15 protein-coding genes are annotated in these 18991 nt (G+C 44.2%); 4 read left to right on the top strand and 11 right to left on the bottom strand.

Annotation, left to right across the window (positions count from 1 at the left end; genetic code table 11):
* Window positions 1–85: 85 nt before the first annotated feature.
* Window positions 86–2686: a cache domain-containing protein gene (locus tag Q1A86_RS12195; RefSeq protein WP_299806888.1), complete on the bottom strand. Its 2601-nt coding sequence runs from the start codon at window positions 2684–2686 to the stop codon at window positions 86–88.
* A 191-nt stretch (window positions 2687–2877) separates the two neighbouring features.
* On the bottom strand, window positions 2878–4374 hold the full coding sequence (locus Q1A86_RS12190) for a methyl-accepting chemotaxis protein (protein ID WP_299807065.1): 1497 nt from the start codon (window positions 4372–4374) through the stop codon (window positions 2878–2880).
* Window positions 4375–4825: 451 nt separating this feature from the next.
* Between Q1A86_RS12190 and pheS the strand changes: the two genes are divergently transcribed.
* The 4 genes from pheS (at window position 4826) to lpxM (ending at window position 9530) form a co-directional block, all read left to right on the top strand.
* Complete coding sequence (gene pheS, locus Q1A86_RS12185; RefSeq protein ID WP_220761390.1) at window positions 4826–5809, top strand: phenylalanine--tRNA ligase subunit alpha; 984 nt, start codon at window positions 4826–4828, stop codon at window positions 5807–5809.
* A gap of 16 nt (window positions 5810–5825) precedes the next feature.
* Window positions 5826–8213 (top strand): phenylalanine--tRNA ligase subunit beta, encoded by a 2388-nt coding sequence (pheT, locus tag Q1A86_RS12180; protein WP_299806886.1) that lies wholly within the window; start codon window positions 5826–5828, stop codon window positions 8211–8213.
* A gap of 4 nt (window positions 8214–8217) precedes the next feature.
* Window positions 8218–8514, top strand: coding sequence for an integration host factor subunit alpha (gene ihfA, locus Q1A86_RS12175; RefSeq protein ID WP_012142935.1), 297 nt, complete (start codon window positions 8218–8220; stop codon window positions 8512–8514).
* A 77-nt stretch (window positions 8515–8591) separates the two neighbouring features.
* Complete coding sequence (lpxM, locus tag Q1A86_RS12170) at window positions 8592–9530, top strand: lauroyl-Kdo(2)-lipid IV(A) myristoyltransferase (RefSeq protein WP_299806881.1); 939 nt, start codon at window positions 8592–8594, stop codon at window positions 9528–9530.
* A 200-nt stretch (window positions 9531–9730) separates the two neighbouring features.
* Here lpxM and Q1A86_RS12165 read toward each other — a convergent pair whose 3' ends face one another.
* The 9 genes from Q1A86_RS12165 to hisG form a co-directional block, all read right to left on the bottom strand.
* Window positions 9731–10834, bottom strand: a complete 1104-nt coding sequence (locus Q1A86_RS12165; protein ID WP_299806879.1) for a phosphoribosylaminoimidazolesuccinocarboxamide synthase — start codon at window positions 10832–10834, stop codon at window positions 9731–9733.
* Window positions 10835–11075: 241 nt separating this feature from the next.
* Window positions 11076–11714, bottom strand: coding sequence for a bifunctional phosphoribosyl-AMP cyclohydrolase/phosphoribosyl-ATP diphosphatase HisIE (gene hisIE, locus Q1A86_RS12160; RefSeq protein ID WP_299806877.1), 639 nt, complete (start codon window positions 11712–11714; stop codon window positions 11076–11078).
* 36 nt (window positions 11715–11750) lie between these two features.
* On the bottom strand, window positions 11751–12524 hold the full coding sequence (gene hisF / locus Q1A86_RS12155; protein WP_299806875.1) for an imidazole glycerol phosphate synthase subunit HisF: 774 nt from the start codon (window positions 12522–12524) through the stop codon (window positions 11751–11753).
* The gene (hisA, locus tag Q1A86_RS12150; RefSeq protein WP_299806873.1) at window positions 12506–13243 is read right to left on the bottom strand and encodes a 1-(5-phosphoribosyl)-5-[(5-phosphoribosylamino)methylideneamino]imidazole-4-carboxamide isomerase; all 738 of its coding nucleotides are present in this window, start codon (window positions 13241–13243) and stop codon (window positions 12506–12508) included. The genes hisF and hisA overlap by 19 nt, the downstream gene beginning before the upstream one ends.
* Window positions 13244–13245: 2 nt before the next feature.
* Window positions 13246–14019 (bottom strand): imidazole glycerol phosphate synthase subunit HisH, encoded by a 774-nt coding sequence (gene hisH / locus Q1A86_RS12145; protein ID WP_299806871.1) that lies wholly within the window; start codon window positions 14017–14019, stop codon window positions 13246–13248.
* Window positions 14016–15095, bottom strand: coding sequence for a bifunctional histidinol-phosphatase/imidazoleglycerol-phosphate dehydratase HisB (gene hisB, locus Q1A86_RS12140; RefSeq protein ID WP_299806869.1), 1080 nt, complete (start codon window positions 15093–15095; stop codon window positions 14016–14018). The genes hisH and hisB overlap by 4 nt, the downstream gene beginning before the upstream one ends.
* 89 nt (window positions 15096–15184) lie before the next feature.
* Window positions 15185–16237: a histidinol-phosphate transaminase gene (gene hisC / locus Q1A86_RS12135; protein ID WP_299806867.1), complete on the bottom strand. Its 1053-nt coding sequence runs from the start codon at window positions 16235–16237 to the stop codon at window positions 15185–15187.
* Window positions 16237–17565: a histidinol dehydrogenase gene (gene hisD / locus Q1A86_RS12130; protein ID WP_299806865.1), complete on the bottom strand. Its 1329-nt coding sequence runs from the start codon at window positions 17563–17565 to the stop codon at window positions 16237–16239. The genes hisC and hisD overlap by 1 nt, the downstream gene beginning before the upstream one ends.
* 4 nt (window positions 17566–17569) lie before the next feature.
* Complete coding sequence (hisG, locus tag Q1A86_RS12125; protein ID WP_299806863.1) at window positions 17570–18469, bottom strand: ATP phosphoribosyltransferase; 900 nt, start codon at window positions 18467–18469, stop codon at window positions 17570–17572.
* Between the last annotated feature and the right edge of the window lie 522 nt (window positions 18470–18991).

The following is an 18991-nucleotide window of genomic DNA, read 5'->3' as shown; positions in this document are numbered from 1 at the left end:
TTAGACTCGTTCTTCACGCCTATAGATAGAACGGCTAGAAAAGACACCCGCACATTTTCCGTTGTGAGGTGTCTTTTTCGTTAATTTAAGTCGATAAGTTGTAGCTTACCAAAGTGTTAAATCCTGACTCTATTGGTAAGCGTGTCACGCTAACTTTGCCGTTAAACTCACTCTTTAACCACACAGAGAGTGCCGATAGGGTTCCTTTCACTTCTGCTTGCTCAAGCGTCCTCTGAAGGTCTGCTAATTGAGTATTATCGAAGCCTTTGCCATTATCATATATGGTCATCACAATTTGCTGACTATCTTTGCTTAAGCCAACCTTCATCTTGTGAGCCGTGCCTTGCTGATAAAACGCATCGGTAATGGTATTACTGATCGCTCGATAAAAAATTAGCAAGAAATGCCAATGGACTCCTTCGACGATGAACCTCTTATCGCTATCTATCTCTAAAACAATACTCTTCGCGATTAATTTGGGTTGCAACAGCGCGACAATATGTTCAAGCAGCGAGACTAAGTCTATAGGCTTGGCGATATAATCTTGGGCGGAAAATAGATACTCAAGATGTCTTAGTCGCTCAGTTTGTGCAGCTAGTTTGGTGTTAAAGTCGGTCACATTAATCTCGCCATTTGCAAGTCTGTAAGCACTGGCCGCTAAATCATCTTGTTTTCTGAATATGGGCTTTACAATTGTTGAGACAAGAGAAGGGTACAGGGTTTGATTCTCACGCTTGACCCTTTCGAAGTTGTTTTGGCGGTTATTGTCAAACTTGGCTTGCTGGCTTTCACTCTGTAAACGTTTATTTGTCAACTCAAGCTTTTCAATGAAGCGAATATTATCTGAGGTTTCCTGCCTCAGGATCTCAAATTGCGCCCGTTTTTTAAGCTCAATTTCTTTGTTGGCACTGATATCAAATGCGATTGTACCGACAGAGGTTAGTTCTTTGTTCTCATTGAAAATAGGGAACTTAGTGACGAGATAGATATGTTGCTTCCCATCGAGTGGAAAGCTTTGTTCGTAACTTAATTCAAGCTTTTCATTGAACACAATCAGATCTTTTTCTTGATCTAGCTTTGCAATCTCTTTAGGCATTATCAGTTGATCTTTGTTGCCTAAAATCTTCTCACGCTTGAGAGCTAACGCACTGCAGAACTGGTCGTTGACTAAGGTAAATTCACCTTTTCTGTTTTTGATGAATATTAAATTGTGAGCGGAATTTAGTACTGAGTTAAGCTGCTCTTTTTTCTCTTCTAATTCTGTTTTAGATTGTTGTTGAACGTCTAATTGTTGCTCTAAGGCAAGGTTAGTGGCGTCTAAACTGGCTAGCGCGATTTCTAATTGTCGAGTCCTAGAACTAAAGGCTTTGGCGAGCATACCTATTTCATCATTACGTGTTGTCGCTTCAAGTTCAATTTTGGCTGGATTTGAATCATTTAACGCGCGAACCATACGGCTTATCGGCGTGATAAACAATTTATTCTGTACAATGAAAAGCAGGATCAGCGCAAATATTTGTATACTAACTAAGTAGATGCCGACAGAGCTTGCTAATGACTCAGCGTTATAGGCGATGCTCGACATGGGGGTGACTAAGACAATCTTCCAGTAGGTTCCCGGCATTAAGAATACGGTAACAATGACGGGTTCTTTAAGCCTAGGATCGCTATCAAGTTGAAGGCTTGCGACGAGTTCTACCTGTTGAAGTTTGTTATTAGCATTTTGATTTATCAATGCCACAAGCTTAGCGCGTTCATTCTTCGGAATATTTTTAATTATTTTAACTAGCTGTGCTTCTTCATAGGCTTTATTAAGGTTTGCCTGTTGAACAAAATCGACATCAATCTGCTTGATGGTTTCTTGAAGAGGCTGGAAAGAGGGGTGTACTTGGGCAAATTTAGTGAACGGTTGAAACAGTGCCTGTTTATCGACGTCGTTGTTATTGTCTAGGTCTGGATAGGATAATAAACGGTTTTGTTGATCAAGCGCGAATACATAGCCGCCTTGGCTCGATATTGCAGTGTTAAAAAAATTATCTAAGCTCGATAGTGCTACATCTACTGTGGAGACCCCGATGAACTCATGGTCTTGCCACATAGGAACGGATGCTGTCAGCATCGCCTTTTGGGTAAAAGGGTCAATATAAGATTTAGACCAATAGGTCGTATCTGTTGGGTAGAATTTTGCTGGAATATACCAATTTTCATCGTAATAGGGCGATATATCCTCAGCGTTATAGTCGTTGACTGCAATCAGCTCGTCGGCAAAGTTTCGCGCCCAAAAGTAACTGTCTTTTTTATTGTTAGGGTCAAATTTAAACGGTTCGGGCCATATTCCACCGCCGAGTATGACTTCTTGTTGGCCTGGTTGATCTAATAGTGCAGGTATTGCAGTTTGTAACTGTTGATGATTATGTTGGTACAGTTCTCCTAAAGCACCCATTGATACGGCGAGGTTTTCAATTTTATTGGTTTTTTGCTGCAGTTTAGCGACGATGGTTTTTCCTTGATTGATACTCAAAAACTCTTGGTTATCAATCAAGCGCTCAGTTTCGATGGTTTTGAGAAACCACACGCTGGTAATAATGATAACGGCGGCGACGAGCAGTTGAACCAACATAAACTGCATGGGTAAATTTGAGCGCCAGTCGGTTAATTTTGCATACTGTGTATTGAGTTTAGCCATGTATAATTATCTACTCAAATAATGAATTCCCCCCTTCATTGGTATCCGTACTAAATAAGATATGGGGCTTGTTGTTTAGCTAATTATATAAGTCTTGTTGTTTTTTTGTAAAACAAAGGCGGGCTTTAGTGAGTGAAATTTCTTTAGAATTAAAAAAGCAGCCAGATGGCTGCTTTTTTATATTGGTAGAACTAGACCTTTAAGCCAATAAGCAGTTTATCTAGCTGTTCGGCAGTTGCATGTAGTTCATCACAGCCTGAAACCGATTGATTTGCAGATTGCTCGACATCATGAGATTGATTGCGAATGTCCATAAGATTAGTGGCTATCTCGTTTGCAACAGAGGACTGTTCTTCGGCAGATGTGGCAATCAACTCACTCATCTCGAAGACTTTGGCACTGTGATGAGCTATGCCTTCCAAGTCTTTACCCGTATCTAGTACGTGTTTCTTACCTTCTTCAGCTTTCTCTACGGTTCGATGCATGACTTGCTTAAGGTTACGCGCCCCTGATTGTAGTGCTTCAATCATGGTTTTGATCTCAACAGTTGCTGCTTGAGTTCGTCCGGCAAGGGTCCTAACCTCATCGGCGACCACAGCAAAGCCACGGCCTTGTTCACCTGCTCGTGCCGCTTCAATGGCTGCATTTAAGGCTAATAAGTTAGTCTGTTCAGAAATAGCATTAATTGTGGTGACCACTTCATCGATTTTTGCGGCATTTTCATTGAGCTTGTTTACCGCTTCTGAGGCGTCACCAATTTCTACCGATAACCCGCCGATCGCTTCAACTGTAATGGCAATGTCTCGTGAGCCAGCGTCGACTTGGATATTAGCTTCCTGGGTTTCAGCTGAAGACAGTTCTGCATTACGCGCGACTTCAGATACAGCGGCCGTCATCTGCTCCATCGCTGTCGCTAATGAGTCGATATGTTGGCGCTGATTCATTGCTAATGATTGACCTTCCTCAGCTGTATTTCTAAAAGCTTGAACTACATTGTGAATTTGTTGACTGGCACTGGTTATTTCACTGACTAGCTTATGTTGGCGCTCGACTAAGGTATCGATACTGATGGCAAGGATACTGAACTCATCTTTCACTTCAAAGAAGTTAAGTCGACCTGTTAAATCCCCCAGGGCGGCTCTCTTAAGCGCCATGACGTTGGTGTAGAGTGCGCCGCCAACGAAACTTGAAATATAGTAACTGACAATTAGGATAATCAAGATCAATAGGCCTGTAGCAAGATAGGCCACATATTCGTTATGGCTGCTTGTATTTTGCTCTGTGGTTAAAACGGTAATAATGCCTTGTGAGCCAATAGAGCTGACGCTTTCTATCATATCCCCATTGATATTAGCCTCACCACCTTTAGCGGCCATAGCCGATATTTGCTGGCTGGCATTTTGCTTATGATAGACAGACAGGTCGCCTTTTATGGCAGTCAGGAATGCCGCTTTGTTTTCTTCGGGAATATACTGGTAGGCAACATCGAGTGCTTCATTGAGTGTATGGTTGAACTCTTGGGTTTGAGTGATTTGGCTATCGAGCAGGTTTTGTCTGTATTCGCTGTTCAACAGAGCCGATAAACCTAAGAGGGTGATGATGGGGATTATCGCTAATAATGCAAACTTTGTTTTGAGTGTCATATGGATAAGATATTTATCAACCCAGCGGAACTTAACTTCTTTCATCATATTCTCTTTATTTTAAACGCGACGACTTATCTCGTTATCGGAATGCTAGGCTGTTTCCTTAACTGTTTTTTTACAATAAATGCGAGTTTGTTGGCTTTTTACTCGATCTAATAGGTAAGTTATTGAATAAGTTTGCCCATGGTTTTTATCTGGTGAGTTTGGCAATTTTTAAACGGGTTGAACAGCAAGTACTTTATAGACGCCTTAGTTGGAATAACTGGACCCTGTGAATGAGGGGAAAAGTCAACATGATGGATAATAGGAAGCTGATTTAGTGATAGCTTGTATAAGGACTAAGCAAAATAGGCAGTTAGCATGGAAAAAAGTGAATTAGCCCTAGTCAAATGCCCCTGTCTAACGTAAAATTTTAGTCTTTTTCTATTTTCACAAAGAAAATACGTTAGCCCAAAAGTCGTAGGTCTAGGACTTACTTGCACTGGAAGAGATGATGTCACAGTTAACAGAGATCGTAGAACAGGCTTTAGCCGCCATCGAAGGAGCTACAGATTTAAAAGCTCTCGATGACCTCCGTGTCGATTACCTTGGTAAGAAAGGTCAAATCACCGACATGATGAAAATGATGGGGAAACTTCCTCCTGAAGAGAAGCCAGCTTTTGGTCAAGCAGTAAACCAAGCAAAGCAGGCGGTTCAGCAGCAGCTTTCTATTCGTATTGATGGCCTTAAAGCTGCAGAGCTTGAAGCACAGCTTAAAGCTGAAAGCATTGATGTGAGCCTTCCTGGTCGTCGTATCGAGAACGGTGGTTTACACCCAGTTACGCGCACCATTGAACGTATTGAAGCTTTCTTCGGTGAGCTAGGCTTTGTTGTTAAAGATGGCCCAGAAATCGAAGATGACTTTCATAACTTTGACGCGTTAAACATCTCTGAGCATCATCCTGCTCGTGCGGATCACGATACTTTCTACTTTAACCCGAAAGTGATGTTACGTACGCAAACTTCAGGTGTGCAGATCCGTACCATGGAGCACGAGAAGCCACCATTACGTATTATCTCTCCTGGCCGTGTATATCGTAACGATTACGACCAAACACATACGCCAATGTTCCATCAGGTGGAAGGTCTACTTGTTGCTGAAAACGTTAACTTTGCTGAACTTAAAGGCATTTTGCACGATTTCTTACGTAATTTCTTTGAAGAAGATTTAGAAGTACGTTTCCGTCCATCTTACTTCCCGTTCACTGAGCCTTCTGCTGAAGTTGACGTAATGGGTAAGAATGGTAAGTGGTTAGAAGTATTAGGTTGCGGCATGGTACATCCAAACGTACTGCGCAGCGTTGGTATCGATCCTGAGAAATACTCGGGCTTTGCATTCGGTATGGGCGTTGAACGTCTTTCAATGTTGCGTTATGGCGTTAATGACTTACGTTCATTCTTTGAAAACGACCTACGCTTCCTGAAGCAATTTAAATAAACGGAGCTGTAATAGCATGAAATTTAGCGAATCTTGGCTTCGTGAGTGGGTTAACCCAAGTGTTAACCGCGAAGAATTATCACACCAAATTACTATGGCCGGTCTTGAAGTTGACGGCATTGAGCCTGTAGCGGCAGATTTTAGCGGCGTTGTTGTTGGTGAAGTGGTTGAATGTGGTCAGCACCCAGATGCAGACAAACTACGCGTAACTAAAATTAATGTTGGCGGCGAAGAGCTCATCGATATCGTGTGCGGTGCATCAAACTGCCGTTTAGGTCTTAAAGTTGCGGTTGCTATGGTTGGCGCTGTGCTACCTGGCGATTTCAAAATCAAAAAAGCTAAGCTACGTGGGCAACCATCATTTGGTATGTTGTGCTCATTTGGCGAGCTTGGCGTTGATATCGAAAGCGATGGCATCATTGAATTGCCACTAGATGCACCTGTTGGCCAAGACGTACGTGAATACTTAGATCTAAACGATGCTGTCATCGATGTAGACTTAACGGCTAACCGCGCAGACTGTCTAGGTATGGCTGGTCTTGCTCGTGAAGTTGGCGTGCTAAACCGTCAATCGGTTACAGAACCGACCTGGGATGCGGTTGAAGCGACTATTGCTGATGCAGTTACAGTTGACATTCAAGAGCCTAAAGAATGTGGTCGTTACTTAGGGCGTGTGATCAAAAACGTTAACGTTAAAGCTGACACACCACTATGGATGCAAGAAAAATTGCGTCGTAGCGGTATCCGCTCTATCGACCCAATCGTTGATATCACGAACTTTGTGTTGATTGAGTTTGGTCAGCCAATGCACGCATTTGACTTAGCTAAGTTAGATGGCGGTATTGTGGTTCGTAAGCCTAACGGCGAAGAGAAACTGACTCTACTTGATGGCAATGAAATCACTATTCCTGAAGGCATGCTGATTATTGCTGACCAAGTTAAGCCATTAGCACTTGCGGGTGTATTTGGTGGTGAGCACAGCGGTGTAACCACTGAAACCACTGATATCGTACTTGAGTGCGCTTACTTTGCACCGCTAGCTATCTTAGGCAAGGCGCGTAAGATTGGTCTGCATACTGATGCATCACACCGTTTCGAACGTGGTGTTGACCCAGAACTTCAACAAAAAGTCATGGATCGTGCTAGCCGTCTAGTATTAGACATTTGTGGTGGTGAAGCGGGCCCAGTTGTTGAAGCTAAATCTGAAGAGAATCTACCTAAGCCAGTACAGATTGTATTGCGCCGTAGCAAGCTAGATAAGACTTTGGGTCATCATATTGACGATGCTGAAGTTAAAGAGATTCTTGAGCGTTTAGGCTTTATCGTTGAAGTGAGTGAAGGCTTGTGGAATGTAACCACGGCAACTTACCGTTTCGACATGGCGATTGAAGAAGATTTGATTGAAGAAGTTGCCCGTATTTACGGTTACAACAACATTCCAAATATCGCGCCTGTTGCTCAGCTAAGCATGTCAGACCATAAAGAGTCTAACATTAACATTAAGCGTGTTCGCAGCATGTTAGTGGCTCGTGGCTTCCAAGAAGCGGTGACTTATAGCTTTGTTGATCCTAAGCAACAAGAGCTAGTGCATCCAGGTGCAGAGGCGATGATTCTTCCGAACCCAATTTCGGTTGAAATGTCTGCTATGCGTCTATCTATGTTCACCGGTCTTTTGACTGCAGTAGGTTATAACCAGAGCCGTCAGCAGAACCGCGTAAGATTGTTTGAGACGGGCCTGCGCTTCGTACCAAATGAGTCAGCAGAATCTGGCGTGTCACAGCAACCAATGCTTGCTGCTGTGATTGCTGGTAACCAAAATGACGAACATTGGACAATGGAGTCGAAAACCGTTGACTTCTTCGACCTAAAAGGTGATTTAGAAGCTGTCATAGGTTTGACTGTTGCTGATGCTGAATTTAGCTTCAGAGCGGCAACTCATCCAGCGCTTCATCCGGGGCAATGTGCTGAAATCCTAAGAGATGATCGCGTAATTGGTATCATAGGTACGGTTCATCCGAGCCTAGAGAAGCCATTTGGCCTAAACGGAAAAACAATTATTTTCGAGCTAGAATTAGATGCTTTATTGCACGCTAATTTGCCGCTAGCCCAGACTGTATCTAAGTTTCCAGCTAACCGCCGTGATATCGCCATCGTAGTTGATGACGCTGTTGCAGCGAATGATGTTGTAAAATTGATAAGAAAAGTTGGCGAAAATCAGTTGGTTGGCATAAACTTGTTCGATGTATACCGAGGTAAAGGTGTAGAGGAAGGCAAAAAGAGCCTTGCAATAGCACTCTTATTACAAGACAACGCTCGTACATTGGAAGAGAAAGAAATCGCTGAGATGGTAGACGTCGTGGTTTCTGCTCTGAAAGACGAGTTCAACGCATCGTTGAGGGACTAAAAGTATGGCACTTACCAAAGCCGAAATGGCAGAACATCTTTTTGAAACGCTAGGTATCAACAAGAGAGTAGCGAAAGAGATGGTAGAGACGTTTTTCGAAGAAATTCGTCAAGCTCTTGAAAGTGGTGAGCAGGTCAAGCTATCTGGCTTTGGCAACTTTGACCTGAGGGACAAGAATCAAAGACCGGGAAGGAACCCAAAGACGGGAGAAGATATCCCAATTTCGGCACGCCGTGTTGTGACGTTCCGTCCGGGACAGAAGCTCAAAAGCCGCGTCGAAGAGGCTAACGCGAAGAAGTAATCGCTTTAGCACTGTAATGAAGAGGCCACTCAATTGAGTGGCTTTTTCTGTTTCCATTTGCTGTAGAGGTTTTATCCTTGTCTAGAAAGCCGAAGTATTTTGACCGACGTTTTAAGCTTAGTTTGTTGCACCCAAGATATTGGCTAACCTGGGTCGCGATTCTAGTGCTGGTGGTATTTGGTCTTATGCCTGCTTGGTTAAGGGATCCAATCGCTCGTACTCTAGCTATATTAGTGATGAAAATTGCTAAGAAGCCGATTAAGGTTGCTAGGGCAAATTTGACCACCTGTTTCCCTGAAAAAACCGCTGATGAGATTGAAGCGTTAGTCAAAGATAACGTCGAAAATTTTGTGATGATCTTGCTGGCACAATCAGAATTGATGCTAAAGTCTCGAGCTCATATGAGACGTCGAGTGCAACTGCATGGTTTTGAACATGTAGAAAAAGCGCGCGCAGCGGGTCAACCAGTGATTTTTATCATGCCCCATGTATGGGGAATAGAATACGCAGGTTTACGTCTTAACCTCGATTTACCTATGGTTTCGATGGCCAAGGCCCACAAGAATGATCTGTTTAACTGGTTTAATAACCGCATGCGTAGCTCCCAAGGGGGCAATATCTATATGCGTGAAGCGGGGATCAGAGCCTTGCTTGCTGAGCTTAAGCAAGATAACAGCTTCTTTTATCTGCCCGATGAAGATCTTGGGCGAGATAAGAGTGTATTTGCGCCGTTCCTTGGTACCACCAAGGCGACATTACCTGTTGTGGGCCGTCTAGCTCAGGCGGGTAATGCTCAGGTTATGCCAGTCAAGATTGGTTATGATAAGATTAAGCGTCATTTTGATTTAACTGTCATGCCCGCAATCGCCCCTGAAACCATGCAGGGCAAAGAGAATGAAGCCATTGCCTTGAATAAGGCGGTAGAGCAGGTGATCTTAGCTTACCCTGAGCAGTATATGTGGTTCTTGAAGGTATTAAAGACACGCCCTGAAGGCGAAGGCTCTATTTATAAATAGTCTTGGTTAATCCTTTCGATAACGTGTTGTAGCCAATAACTTTTGGGGTCCTACTTAGGAGCTCTTACTTAGGGTCTCTTACTTAGGAGCTAGCGCTGCACACATTGATCCATAAAAAGCCGCAATTGAAATTGCGGCTTTTTATTTTGTCTAAACAGAGGCCGGCAAACGAAGCTTGGGCCTCTGTCATTTATTATCGACTAGACGATAAGTTGGTACTCGTCGCGCAAGATATCGATGATTTCCTGCTTAGGATTATCACTGATCTGCAGCTTTTGTCCGATGATCTTCTCAGCAATACCTACATATGTATTCGAGATATCCATCATCACAGATTCTGGTAGCTTGTTATCACTCGCTAGTGCGAAACGCTCTTCCATGCGGTTCTTGTTTAACAAGATATCTGGATCTGGGAAATGGTTAAGCAGCCACTGTCTAAAGCCTTCTTTAGATTGCTCGATGATCTTACCATCACGGTGCGATGAACCATCCCAAATGCGAGAGCTATCAGGTGTACCCACTTCATCCATATAGATGAGCTTTTCATTACCAGCGGCGTCATTGACGTAGCCAAACTCAAATTTAGTATCGACAAAAATTTGATCGTGCTCAGCTAATGCGTCGCTAATCACGTCAAAGCCTTCTTTAAGCAATTTCTCGTAAAGATCGATATCTGACTCATTGCTGAAGTTAAAGCCTTTAACGTGGCGCTCAATGTCGCTGCGCGATACGTTAACATCATCAGCTTCAGGCACGCCTTCAAGACCCGTTAGCACACCTTTAGTAGAAGGAGTGATCAATAGCTCTGGTAGCTTTTGATCTTTTTCTAAGCCTTCAGGAATAGTGATGCCACAGAATTCACGCTCACCTTTGGTGTATGAGCGCCACATAGAACCAGTAATATATTGACGAGCAATCGCTTCAATCATCACAGGACGGGCTTTTTGCACTATCCATACGAGTGGGTGAGGGATATCAAGGATATGGCTGTCGGCAAGCCCCTTGTCTTTGAAAAGTTTAAACCAGTGATTTGAGATGGCATTAAGCGCGGTACCTTTACCAGGAACGCCATTTAAACCATTTTCACCTTGCCATACGCAATCAAATGCTGAAATACGGTCACTGATCACCATAATGGCAAGCGGTGCATCGGCTGGTACATCGTAACCTTTATCTTTAATCAACCGAGCGCTATCTTCTTCGGTTAACCAGTAAACACTGCGGACCTTACCCGAGTGAACAGGTTTGTCGGTACGAATTGGGAGGTTGTCATTTACGACTAAAACTTTATCTGCAAGATTCATAGGGCACACTTTTATTATTGAGAAGCTTAATTTTAGTGGCGCAGATTGTATCAGAAGTTGAGGTTTGCAACACTAGGGCAACGAGGGTTTTACTCTTTGTAAAAACAGTGTTTTCTATAGTGTAAAATAGCAGGCTCAAGTTGAGGGCAATTGAAATATTATGCTGCTAAAGCTTGCAGAAACGGAATTTATTCTTGCTAAAGAAAAAGGGCGTAAATTTAGCTTACGCCCTTAACATTGGCTACTTAGCCTTATTGTGTCTTTTCATCAGGTTTAAGTTGATATCTTGCATACTTAAATCCTGATCTTCTAATAGCACTAACAGGTGGTAGATAAGATCCGAGGCTTCATCTATCAGCTCTGGCTTATCATTAGTTGCCGCGGCCAAGGCTGTTTCTAAGCCTTCTTCACCGACTTTTTGAGCTATACGTTTGGTGCCTCTCTCAAATAGGTGAGCGGTATAGCTTGACTGTGGATCTTGGCCTTTACGTGATGCGATGAGTGTTGTCAGGTTATCGATAAAGCTGTGGGCTGTACCATCTTTCCAGCAGCTTTCGGTACCTTTATGGCAAGTAGGCCCATTGGGGATCACTTGTACTAACAGGCTGTCATTGTCGCAGTCCATATCGATGGCCACTAATTCAAGTGTATTACCTGAGGTTTCCCCTTTGGTCCACAGTCGTTGTTTGCTGCGGCTAAAGAAGGTGACTTGTTTAGTCGATAGGCTCTTGTCTAACGCGGCTTTATCCATATAGCCTAGCATTAAGACTTTACCGGTTAAAAAGTTCTGTACGACAGCCGGGATTAGGCCATCGGTTTTATCCCAGTCCAATTGACTGATTAGATCGCCGTATTGCTGGTTTTGATTGGTATCTGTCATGTTACATCCTTAATTTGAGACAAGATCTCACTTACTTTAGATCCGAACAGCAATATTCTTACCGTTTAGATAAGTTTTTAGCGCCTGAATGTCAATAATCCCTTTGTGGAATACGCTAGCCGCAAGAGCGGCATCGACATTGGCTTTGCTAAATACCTCTGCAAAGTGCTCCATGGTACCGGCTCCACCAGACGCGATTAATGGCACGTCACAGATCTTTCTGATCATAGACAATTGCTTAATATCGTAACCTTGACGAACGCCGTCTTGGTTCATCACATTAAGCACTATTTCTCCGCAACCTTGCTTTTGAACCTCTTCTACCCAATCTTGGGTGAACCATTGAGTATCTTTGGTTGCAGCCTCGTCACCGGTGAATTGTTTAACCATATAGCTATCACTAGTCGCGTCATAATAGGAGTCGATACCTATGACGATACACTGCCTACCAAATTCATCCTGTAATCGTGCAATTAAGCTCGGATCGGTTAGCGCGGGTGAATTGATGGATATTTTATCTGCGCCAAAGGCGAGTTTTTCTCGTGCCTGTTCAATGGTTCTAATGCCGCCGGCCACGCAAAATGGGATATCAATGCGTTCAGCGACTCGGCTAACCCATGACTTATCAATCACTCTATCGTGAGCGCTAGCGGTAATATCATAAAACACCAACTCATCGGCGCCTTCTTCAGCGTAGCGCTGGGCGAGGGGAACAATATCACCGACTATTTCGTGGTTTCGAAATTGTACCCCTTTAACGACTTTACCTTCTTTGACGTCGAGGCAGGGAACTATGCGTTTGGCCAACATGCGATAGCCTCCTCAACGGTAAACTGGTTAATGAGTAACGCTTTGCCGATAATGATGCCTGTAGCACCACTTTGTTTTACCGCATTAACGTCGTCTAAGGTCGCAATGCCGCCCGATGCTTGCCATTGGATTTCTGGATACAGGCTGGCTATTTCGCAATAGAGTTCAGTATTGGCGCCCTTGAGTGTGCCATCACGACTAATATCTGTGACTAGCGCGTGTTTTAGACCAACGGATTTAAATTCTTCCACAAGCGACTCTAAGCTCTTACCACCGCCAGACTGCCAACCTGATACGGCGACAATTTTTTCGCCTTGTTCATTAATATTAACGTCTAATGCTAGGCAAATAGCGTCACTGCCATATTTGATAAACCAGCTCTTTACAAGCTCGGGCTCTTTCACGGCCAATGAACCGATAACCACTCGGCTGACACCAATTTCTAGCAACTCGCTTAATTGAGCTTCGGTGCGAATACCGCCGCCGACTTGGATCGGAGTATCCAGATTATTAACTAACTCCGAAATGAGCGCGGTCTGACGCCTTTCAGGTTCTTTCGCCCCAGTGAGATCGACGATATGCAGAAGGCTAGCACCTTGTTTCTGATAAGACTTAAGCTGATCTAAAGGGCTAAGGTTAAAAGTCGTTTGTTGCTGATAGTCCCCTTGGTAGAGGCGAACAACTTGACCGTCGATAAGATCGATTGCTGGAATAATCATGACTACGCCTCTTGCTGGCCATTTGCCAGTTGGTTATTTGTTGGACTCAATGTTGCTTTACCCATCATCAGGAAGTTTTTAAGCATTCTTGCACCGACTTCAGCACTTTTCTCAGGGTGGAACTGCAGGCCAATGAAGTTATCTTTAGCGATTGCAGCGCTAAAGGTTTCACCGTGCTGCGCCGTCGCAATCGTGTAATCACTGATTGGCGCTCGGTAGCTGTGAACAAAATACACATAACTGCCTGTTGTGATCCCATCAAAAATAGGATGTGAGCCTGGCACTAGCTGATTCCAGCCCATATGCGGTAGGGGCAACCCTTGGGTGTCGAGCAGGTTAATATCTGTCGGTATAATATCAAGGCACGGGCAATCATCACTCTGATTGCCGCGCTCTTTAGAGACACGAGTTAGCATCTGCATACCTAAACACACACCAAGTACGGGTTGAGTTAATGTTGGAATAAGTTGAACTAAGCCTTTGCTCTGTAAAGCACTCATTGCCGCAGCGGCGGTGCCGACACCGGGCAAAATTACCCGCTCAGCGTTTTTTATCATCTCGATGTCATCGGTGACATATAGGCTCTCACGTTCAATATCAGTCATTAAGCGTTCAAAAGCGTATCGTACAGAGCTTAAATTGGCGCAACCTGTGTCAATAATGACGGTATTACCGATTATCGCATCCTCATTACTCAAGCCAGAACTAACGCTCAAGGCTGAATCTTCGCTCAGGACTGAATCTCCGCTCAGGGCTGTTTTATCTTGTTGGGTCATAACACACCTTTACTTGAGGGCAGCGCGTCACCTTCTATCGCAACGGCTTGGCGAAGAGTACGACCAAGGACTTTAAATAAGCTCTCGACCTTGTGGTGATCATTATCCCCTTGAGTGCTGATGTGTAGAGTGCAGCGCAGGCCATCGGCGAATGAGCGGAAGAAGTGCGGTACCATTTCAGTGGCCATCTGACCAACAAGCTCTCGGTCAAACTCGCCGTCGAACTTGATAAAAGGGCGACCAGATATGTCTAATAGGCAGCTAGCACTGGCTTCATCCATAGGGATTGCCTGCTGAAATGTATTACCAAAGCGTGCAATGCCGCGCTTATCACCTAGGGCTTGACGCAGCGCATCACCGATTGCGAGCGCCGTGTCTTCTACACTGTGGTGATCGTCAATCTCTAAGTCGCCATCGACTTGAACCTCGAGTTTGAAATTGCCGTGGGTAGAGATCTGTTCAAGCATATGGTCAAAGAACCCTATGCCAGTGTTGATAGCCCCTTTGTCGCTTGCGTCTAAATCAACAGTGACACGGATGTCAGTTTCTTTGGTGGTGCGAGTCACTGTCGCGCTGCGATTTTTGTTCAGTAATTTAGCGGCAATCGCATTCCAATTAAGTGTTTCTGGGTGGTATTGCAGCCCCAATATGCCCATAGAGTCAGCAAGACCAAGGTCAGTTTCACGATCGCCAATCACAGCAGACTGAGTAAAGTCTATCTTGCCAGAAGTTAGGTAATCTTTGACTAGGCCAAGCTTAGGTTTACGGCAGCTACAGTTTTCATCGTTAAAGTGAGGGCAGATCAATACGTCATCAAATAACACTCCTTGGCTATTTAAGATCTGCATCATCATATCTTGCGGCGCGTCAAAGTCATCTTTAGGGAACGAAGGCGTGCCAAGACCATCTTGGTTACTAACCATTACCAGCCTGTAACCCGCATTCTGCAGTTTTAATAGGGCAGGGATCACATTTGGTTCAAACACGAGTTTAGCTAAGCTATCGACTTGTTTATCAGTTATAGGCTCTTCGATAAGGGTGCCATCTCGGTCGATAAATAAAATTTTCTGCTTCATAGCGGGTATACCTTTCAGATTTGCGCTTGACTAAATTGAAACCAGTCAAGCTATCGTTATTTTTTAATTATTAGCTTTTATGAAATCTATTACTGTTGAAACAGTTGAATGAGATAGTCTGTTTGCGCTTGATTAGTAAAACTAAATCGAATGGCTTGGCTAAGGCGTGGATCACTGTAAGATCTGGCGATAACACCCGCCTCCGACAGCTTTTGTTGAACCCGCTCTTTATCTGCAAACTCAGCAAGTACATAGTTACCGTGCGCTGTTACGACCTTGGCACCATAGCTCTGTAATGCATCCGCTAACCTCAAGCCCTGTTGTTTCATGTCATTGACTTGTCGGCTCATAGTTTCAAGCCCTGCACTGCTCAGTGCCTTTTCAGCAACGAGACTGACAGGAAGCGGCACAGGGTAGGGCGCGATAACCCGCATGCAAATATCAATAATATTGGGGTTCGCGAGCAAGAAGCCGCAGCGTGCTCCTGCCAATGCAAATGCTTTTGACAGAGTACGCAACACCACAAGGTTGGCAGAAGTTACGACTAAATCGGCGACGCTAAATTCTGGGCTAAATTCGATATAAGCTTCATCCACAACCACGATAGCATCTTGACAGCTGTTGATTACCTCAATCACCTTCTCTCGGGGGATCACACTGCCTGTTGGGTTATTGGGATTGCATATAAAGACCAACTTAGCGCCGTTTACTTGTGAAAGGTAATCACTGGGTAGCTGAAAATCTTCAGTCAGTGATAACGCTTTTACACCCACATTAAAGGTTTTGGCACTGATGGCATACATGCCATAAGTTGGTCCGAAAGTTGCGATACAGTCTTGAGCCGGTATGCAAAAAGCACGGATCAGTAACTCAATCGCCTCATCGGCGCCGCGACTGGTAATAATGCTGTCAGCTGCGACTTTGCTGTATTGGCTATAAGCTTTTATCAGCTCTGGAGGTTGACATTCAGGGTAGCGGTTGAGATTTTCAAGCTCACTATTATTAAATGGTGACTCGTTGGCATTAATCCAGATATCCCCCTGACCGCCAATTCGGCGAGCAGATTGATAGATCTGTAGACTGAGCAGCTCAGGTCTGGCCAAGCGTTGAGCTAAATTCAAGCCGTTAATTACTGTGCTCATTATTGCTCCTCATTGCCGCTATTCGTGCCATCAGTTACGCCGTTAAGGCTCGCGATTCGAATAGCTATCGCATTCTTGTGGGCATCGAGTTGCTCTGCCGCCGCAAGAGTCATCACGCTATCAGCAATAGTTCGTAGGCCTTGAGCATTGAGCTCTTGTACCGTAAATCTTCGGCTAAAGTCTGCCAAAGATAGACTCGAAACCGTTTTACTATAGCCGTAGGTCGGTAGGACGTGATTTGTACCGCTGGCATAGTCGCCAACAGATTCAGGAGTATAAGCGCCTAAAAACACAGAGCCCGCGGCGCGAATATTACTTAATACATCTCTTGGCTGCTCAGTTTGAATAATGAGGTGTTCAGGTCCGTATTGGTTTGAAACCTCTGCTGCCATCTGCATATTAGCAACAATTAGCGTACGACTACTCTTAAGAGCTGTAGTTGCTATCTCAGCACGAGACAATTGCTTAAGCTGATCAGTCAGAGCTGTGTTGACCGCTTCTGCGAGCTCGGTTGATTCGGTGACTAACATGACTTGAGAGTCTGCGCCGTGTTCTGCTTGAGATAAAAGATCCGCAGCGACAAAATCAGCATTAGCTTGGCCATCAGCAATAATTAATACTTCTGATGGTCCAGCAGGCATATCGATACTGACGGTGCAGCGATTATCTTGGCTAACAGCACGCTTGGCTTCGGTGACAAAACGATTGCCCGGTCCAAAGATTTTATCTACCTGCGGAACCGATTCGGTGCCAAATGCTAATGCGGCAATCGCTTGCGCGCCACCAACTTGATAGATCTCTTCTATACCACACTCATTTGCCGCATAAATGATAGCGTCATTAATTGGCGGTGGACTCACCAAAACTCGTTTGTTACAACCAGCAATTTTGGCTGGCATTGCTAGCATTAACACGGTGGATATAAGCGGCGCAGTGCCACCTGGAATATAGAGTCCAACACGCTCAATCGCCTCAGAGCGAAGCTCACAGCGGATCCCCGCCTGAGTTTCGATATCAACTATTGGTTGTAACTGCGCCTGATGAAATCGCTCAATGTTGGCCTTAGCCTGAGCGATAGCCTGTTTCAGGGGATCAGGTACCAGTTTGCAGCTCTGCTCAATTTGGGTAGCCGTTAGTTTAAGCGTTTCTACGTTTACCCCATCAAACTCGCGACTAAAGTCTTTTAGCGCCTGATCGCCGTTAGTCACAACGGCTTCAATGATCCTCGCCACATTTTGCTCGAGGCTGTTGTCACCAATTAATGGCGAGCGCTGCAATGCATCTAATTGCGCTGCTGGTGTGAGTGATTGCCAGTTGAGGATCTGCATGAGCTTACCCCATCATTTTTTCGATAGGCATGACCAAAATAGAGCTGGCACCTAACTGAGTTAATTGCTCCATCGTGTCCCAGAACAGATCTTCAGTACTAACAGCGTGGATAGCAACACGGTTAGTATCATCATTAAGTGGCAGTACCGTTGGGTTTTCAGCACCAGGAAGCAGGGCTACAATCTGTTCTAGCGTTTCTGTTGGAGCGTGCAGCAAGATGTATTTGCTCTCTTTTGCTCTTACAACACCATTGATGCGCGACAGAATTTTATTGATAAGTGCTTGCTTGTCATCGGGCTGAGATTGAGTCGATTGAATGATGCAAGCCATTGAGCGATAAATCACTTCGGTTTCGTAAAGGCCGTTTGCCTCGAGGGTTGCCCCTGTTGAAACAAGGTCACAAATACCGTCAGATAAGCCTGCACGCGGTGCAACTTCTACTGACCCCTTAAGCATACAATCACGGTAATTGATGCCTTTCTGCTCCATGTAACGGCGTAGCAGGTTAGGGTAAGAAGTGGCTATTCTCAGTCCTTCTAGTGAACTGGCATCTTGATACTCAAACTCATTGGGTACTGCTAATGATAAACGGCAAGCACCAAAGTCTAATTCGCGAAGCTTCACGCACTCGGCGGGTTTTCCAAGGCTTTGACGCTCGATTTGTTCCTCTTCAAGCACATTCTCGCCAATGATCCCAAGGTCTACAACGCCATCCATCACTAGGCCTGGAATATCGTCATCACGAACACGTAATAGATCGATTGGCATATTGTCAGAGTGGGCGATAAGGCGCTGTTCATTGACATTAAATTTAACGCCACAGCTCTTTAGAAGCTTCTGTGATTCTTTCGATAAACGACCTGATTTTTGGATAGCGATTCGTAATCTTGTTGACTCTGACATGGGGTACTTCCTATTAGTTAATTTAAAAATTCTTATAAAACAATCTATTAAGATAAAACCAAAAAACCCTTGGAATTCCTTCCAAGGGTTTTTGATATTTTTAAATCAACCGCCGGAAGGAAATAGACCTTCGGCAGTGAGCTTCCGAAGGCTACCGCATATGGTGATGATGATGCATAGTGTTCAAAAGCTGTGTCATATTCGTGTCTCTCAATCTAAATCTGTGAGCTCAATGGCTCAGAATGCTCAAGGCTTGCTCATTGAGCTAAGCGACTTGTTTGTCTTAGTATTTAAATTAATCAGTTTTAAAAATGATTGCAACCACTTATTTCATCAGATGAGTAAACTTCATCTAAATGTCATTTTTAGCCTAATTTCGATAACTCAAACCAGTGTTAATAGAGTACTGTTCTGAAAATAAGACAATTTCAAGTGATGTTTTACCTGCAATGGATAAGAGAGCGGATAAAACAAAAGCTAATCTTGCAACGCTAATTAAGATAAACTTCACCACACTCTGTA

This window comes from uncultured Shewanella sp., assembly GCF_947497935.1.
Lineage (GTDB): Bacteria > Pseudomonadota > Gammaproteobacteria > Enterobacterales > Shewanellaceae > Shewanella.
The sequence above is the reverse complement of the archived record's forward strand: the minus strand, read 5'-3'. Positions and strand labels throughout refer to the sequence as shown.

Excerpts from the sequence above, each read along its gene's own strand:
- hisB (WP_299806869.1), bottom strand. The coding sequence starts at position 15,095 with ATGAAGCAGAAAATTTTATTTATCGACCGAGATGGCACCCTTATCGAA.
- pheS (WP_220761390.1), top strand. The coding sequence starts at position 4,826 with ATGTCACAGTTAACAGAGATCGTAGAACAGGCTTTAGCCGCCATCGAA.
- hisA (WP_299806873.1), bottom strand. The coding sequence starts at position 13,243 with ATGATTATTCCAGCAATCGATCTTATCGACGGTCAAGTTGTTCGCCTC.
- hisC (WP_299806867.1), bottom strand. The coding sequence starts at position 16,237 with ATGAGCACAGTAATTAACGGCTTGAATTTAGCTCAACGCTTGGCCAGA.
- ihfA (WP_012142935.1), top strand. The coding sequence starts at position 8,218 with ATGGCACTTACCAAAGCCGAAATGGCAGAACATCTTTTTGAAACGCTA.
- hisD (WP_299806865.1), bottom strand. The coding sequence starts at position 17,565 with ATGCAGATCCTCAACTGGCAATCACTCACACCAGCAGCGCAATTAGAT.
- hisH (WP_299806871.1), bottom strand. The coding sequence starts at position 14,019 with ATGACCCAACAAGATAAAACAGCCCTGAGCGGAGATTCAGTCCTGAGC.
- Q1A86_RS12195 (WP_299806888.1), bottom strand. The coding sequence starts at position 2,686 with ATGGCTAAACTCAATACACAGTATGCAAAATTAACCGACTGGCGCTCA.
- pheT (WP_299806886.1), top strand. The coding sequence starts at position 5,826 with ATGAAATTTAGCGAATCTTGGCTTCGTGAGTGGGTTAACCCAAGTGTT.
- hisF (WP_299806875.1), bottom strand. The coding sequence starts at position 12,524 with ATGTTGGCCAAACGCATAGTTCCCTGCCTCGACGTCAAAGAAGGTAAA.
- hisG (WP_299806863.1), bottom strand. The coding sequence starts at position 18,469 with ATGTCAGAGTCAACAAGATTACGAATCGCTATCCAAAAATCAGGTCGT.
- Q1A86_RS12165 (WP_299806879.1), bottom strand. The coding sequence starts at position 10,834 with ATGAATCTTGCAGATAAAGTTTTAGTCGTAAATGACAACCTCCCAATT.
- hisIE (WP_299806877.1), bottom strand. The coding sequence starts at position 11,714 with ATGACAGATACCAATCAAAACCAGCAATACGGCGATCTAATCAGTCAA.
- Q1A86_RS12190 (WP_299807065.1), bottom strand. The coding sequence starts at position 4,374 with ATGAAAGAAGTTAAGTTCCGCTGGGTTGATAAATATCTTATCCATATG.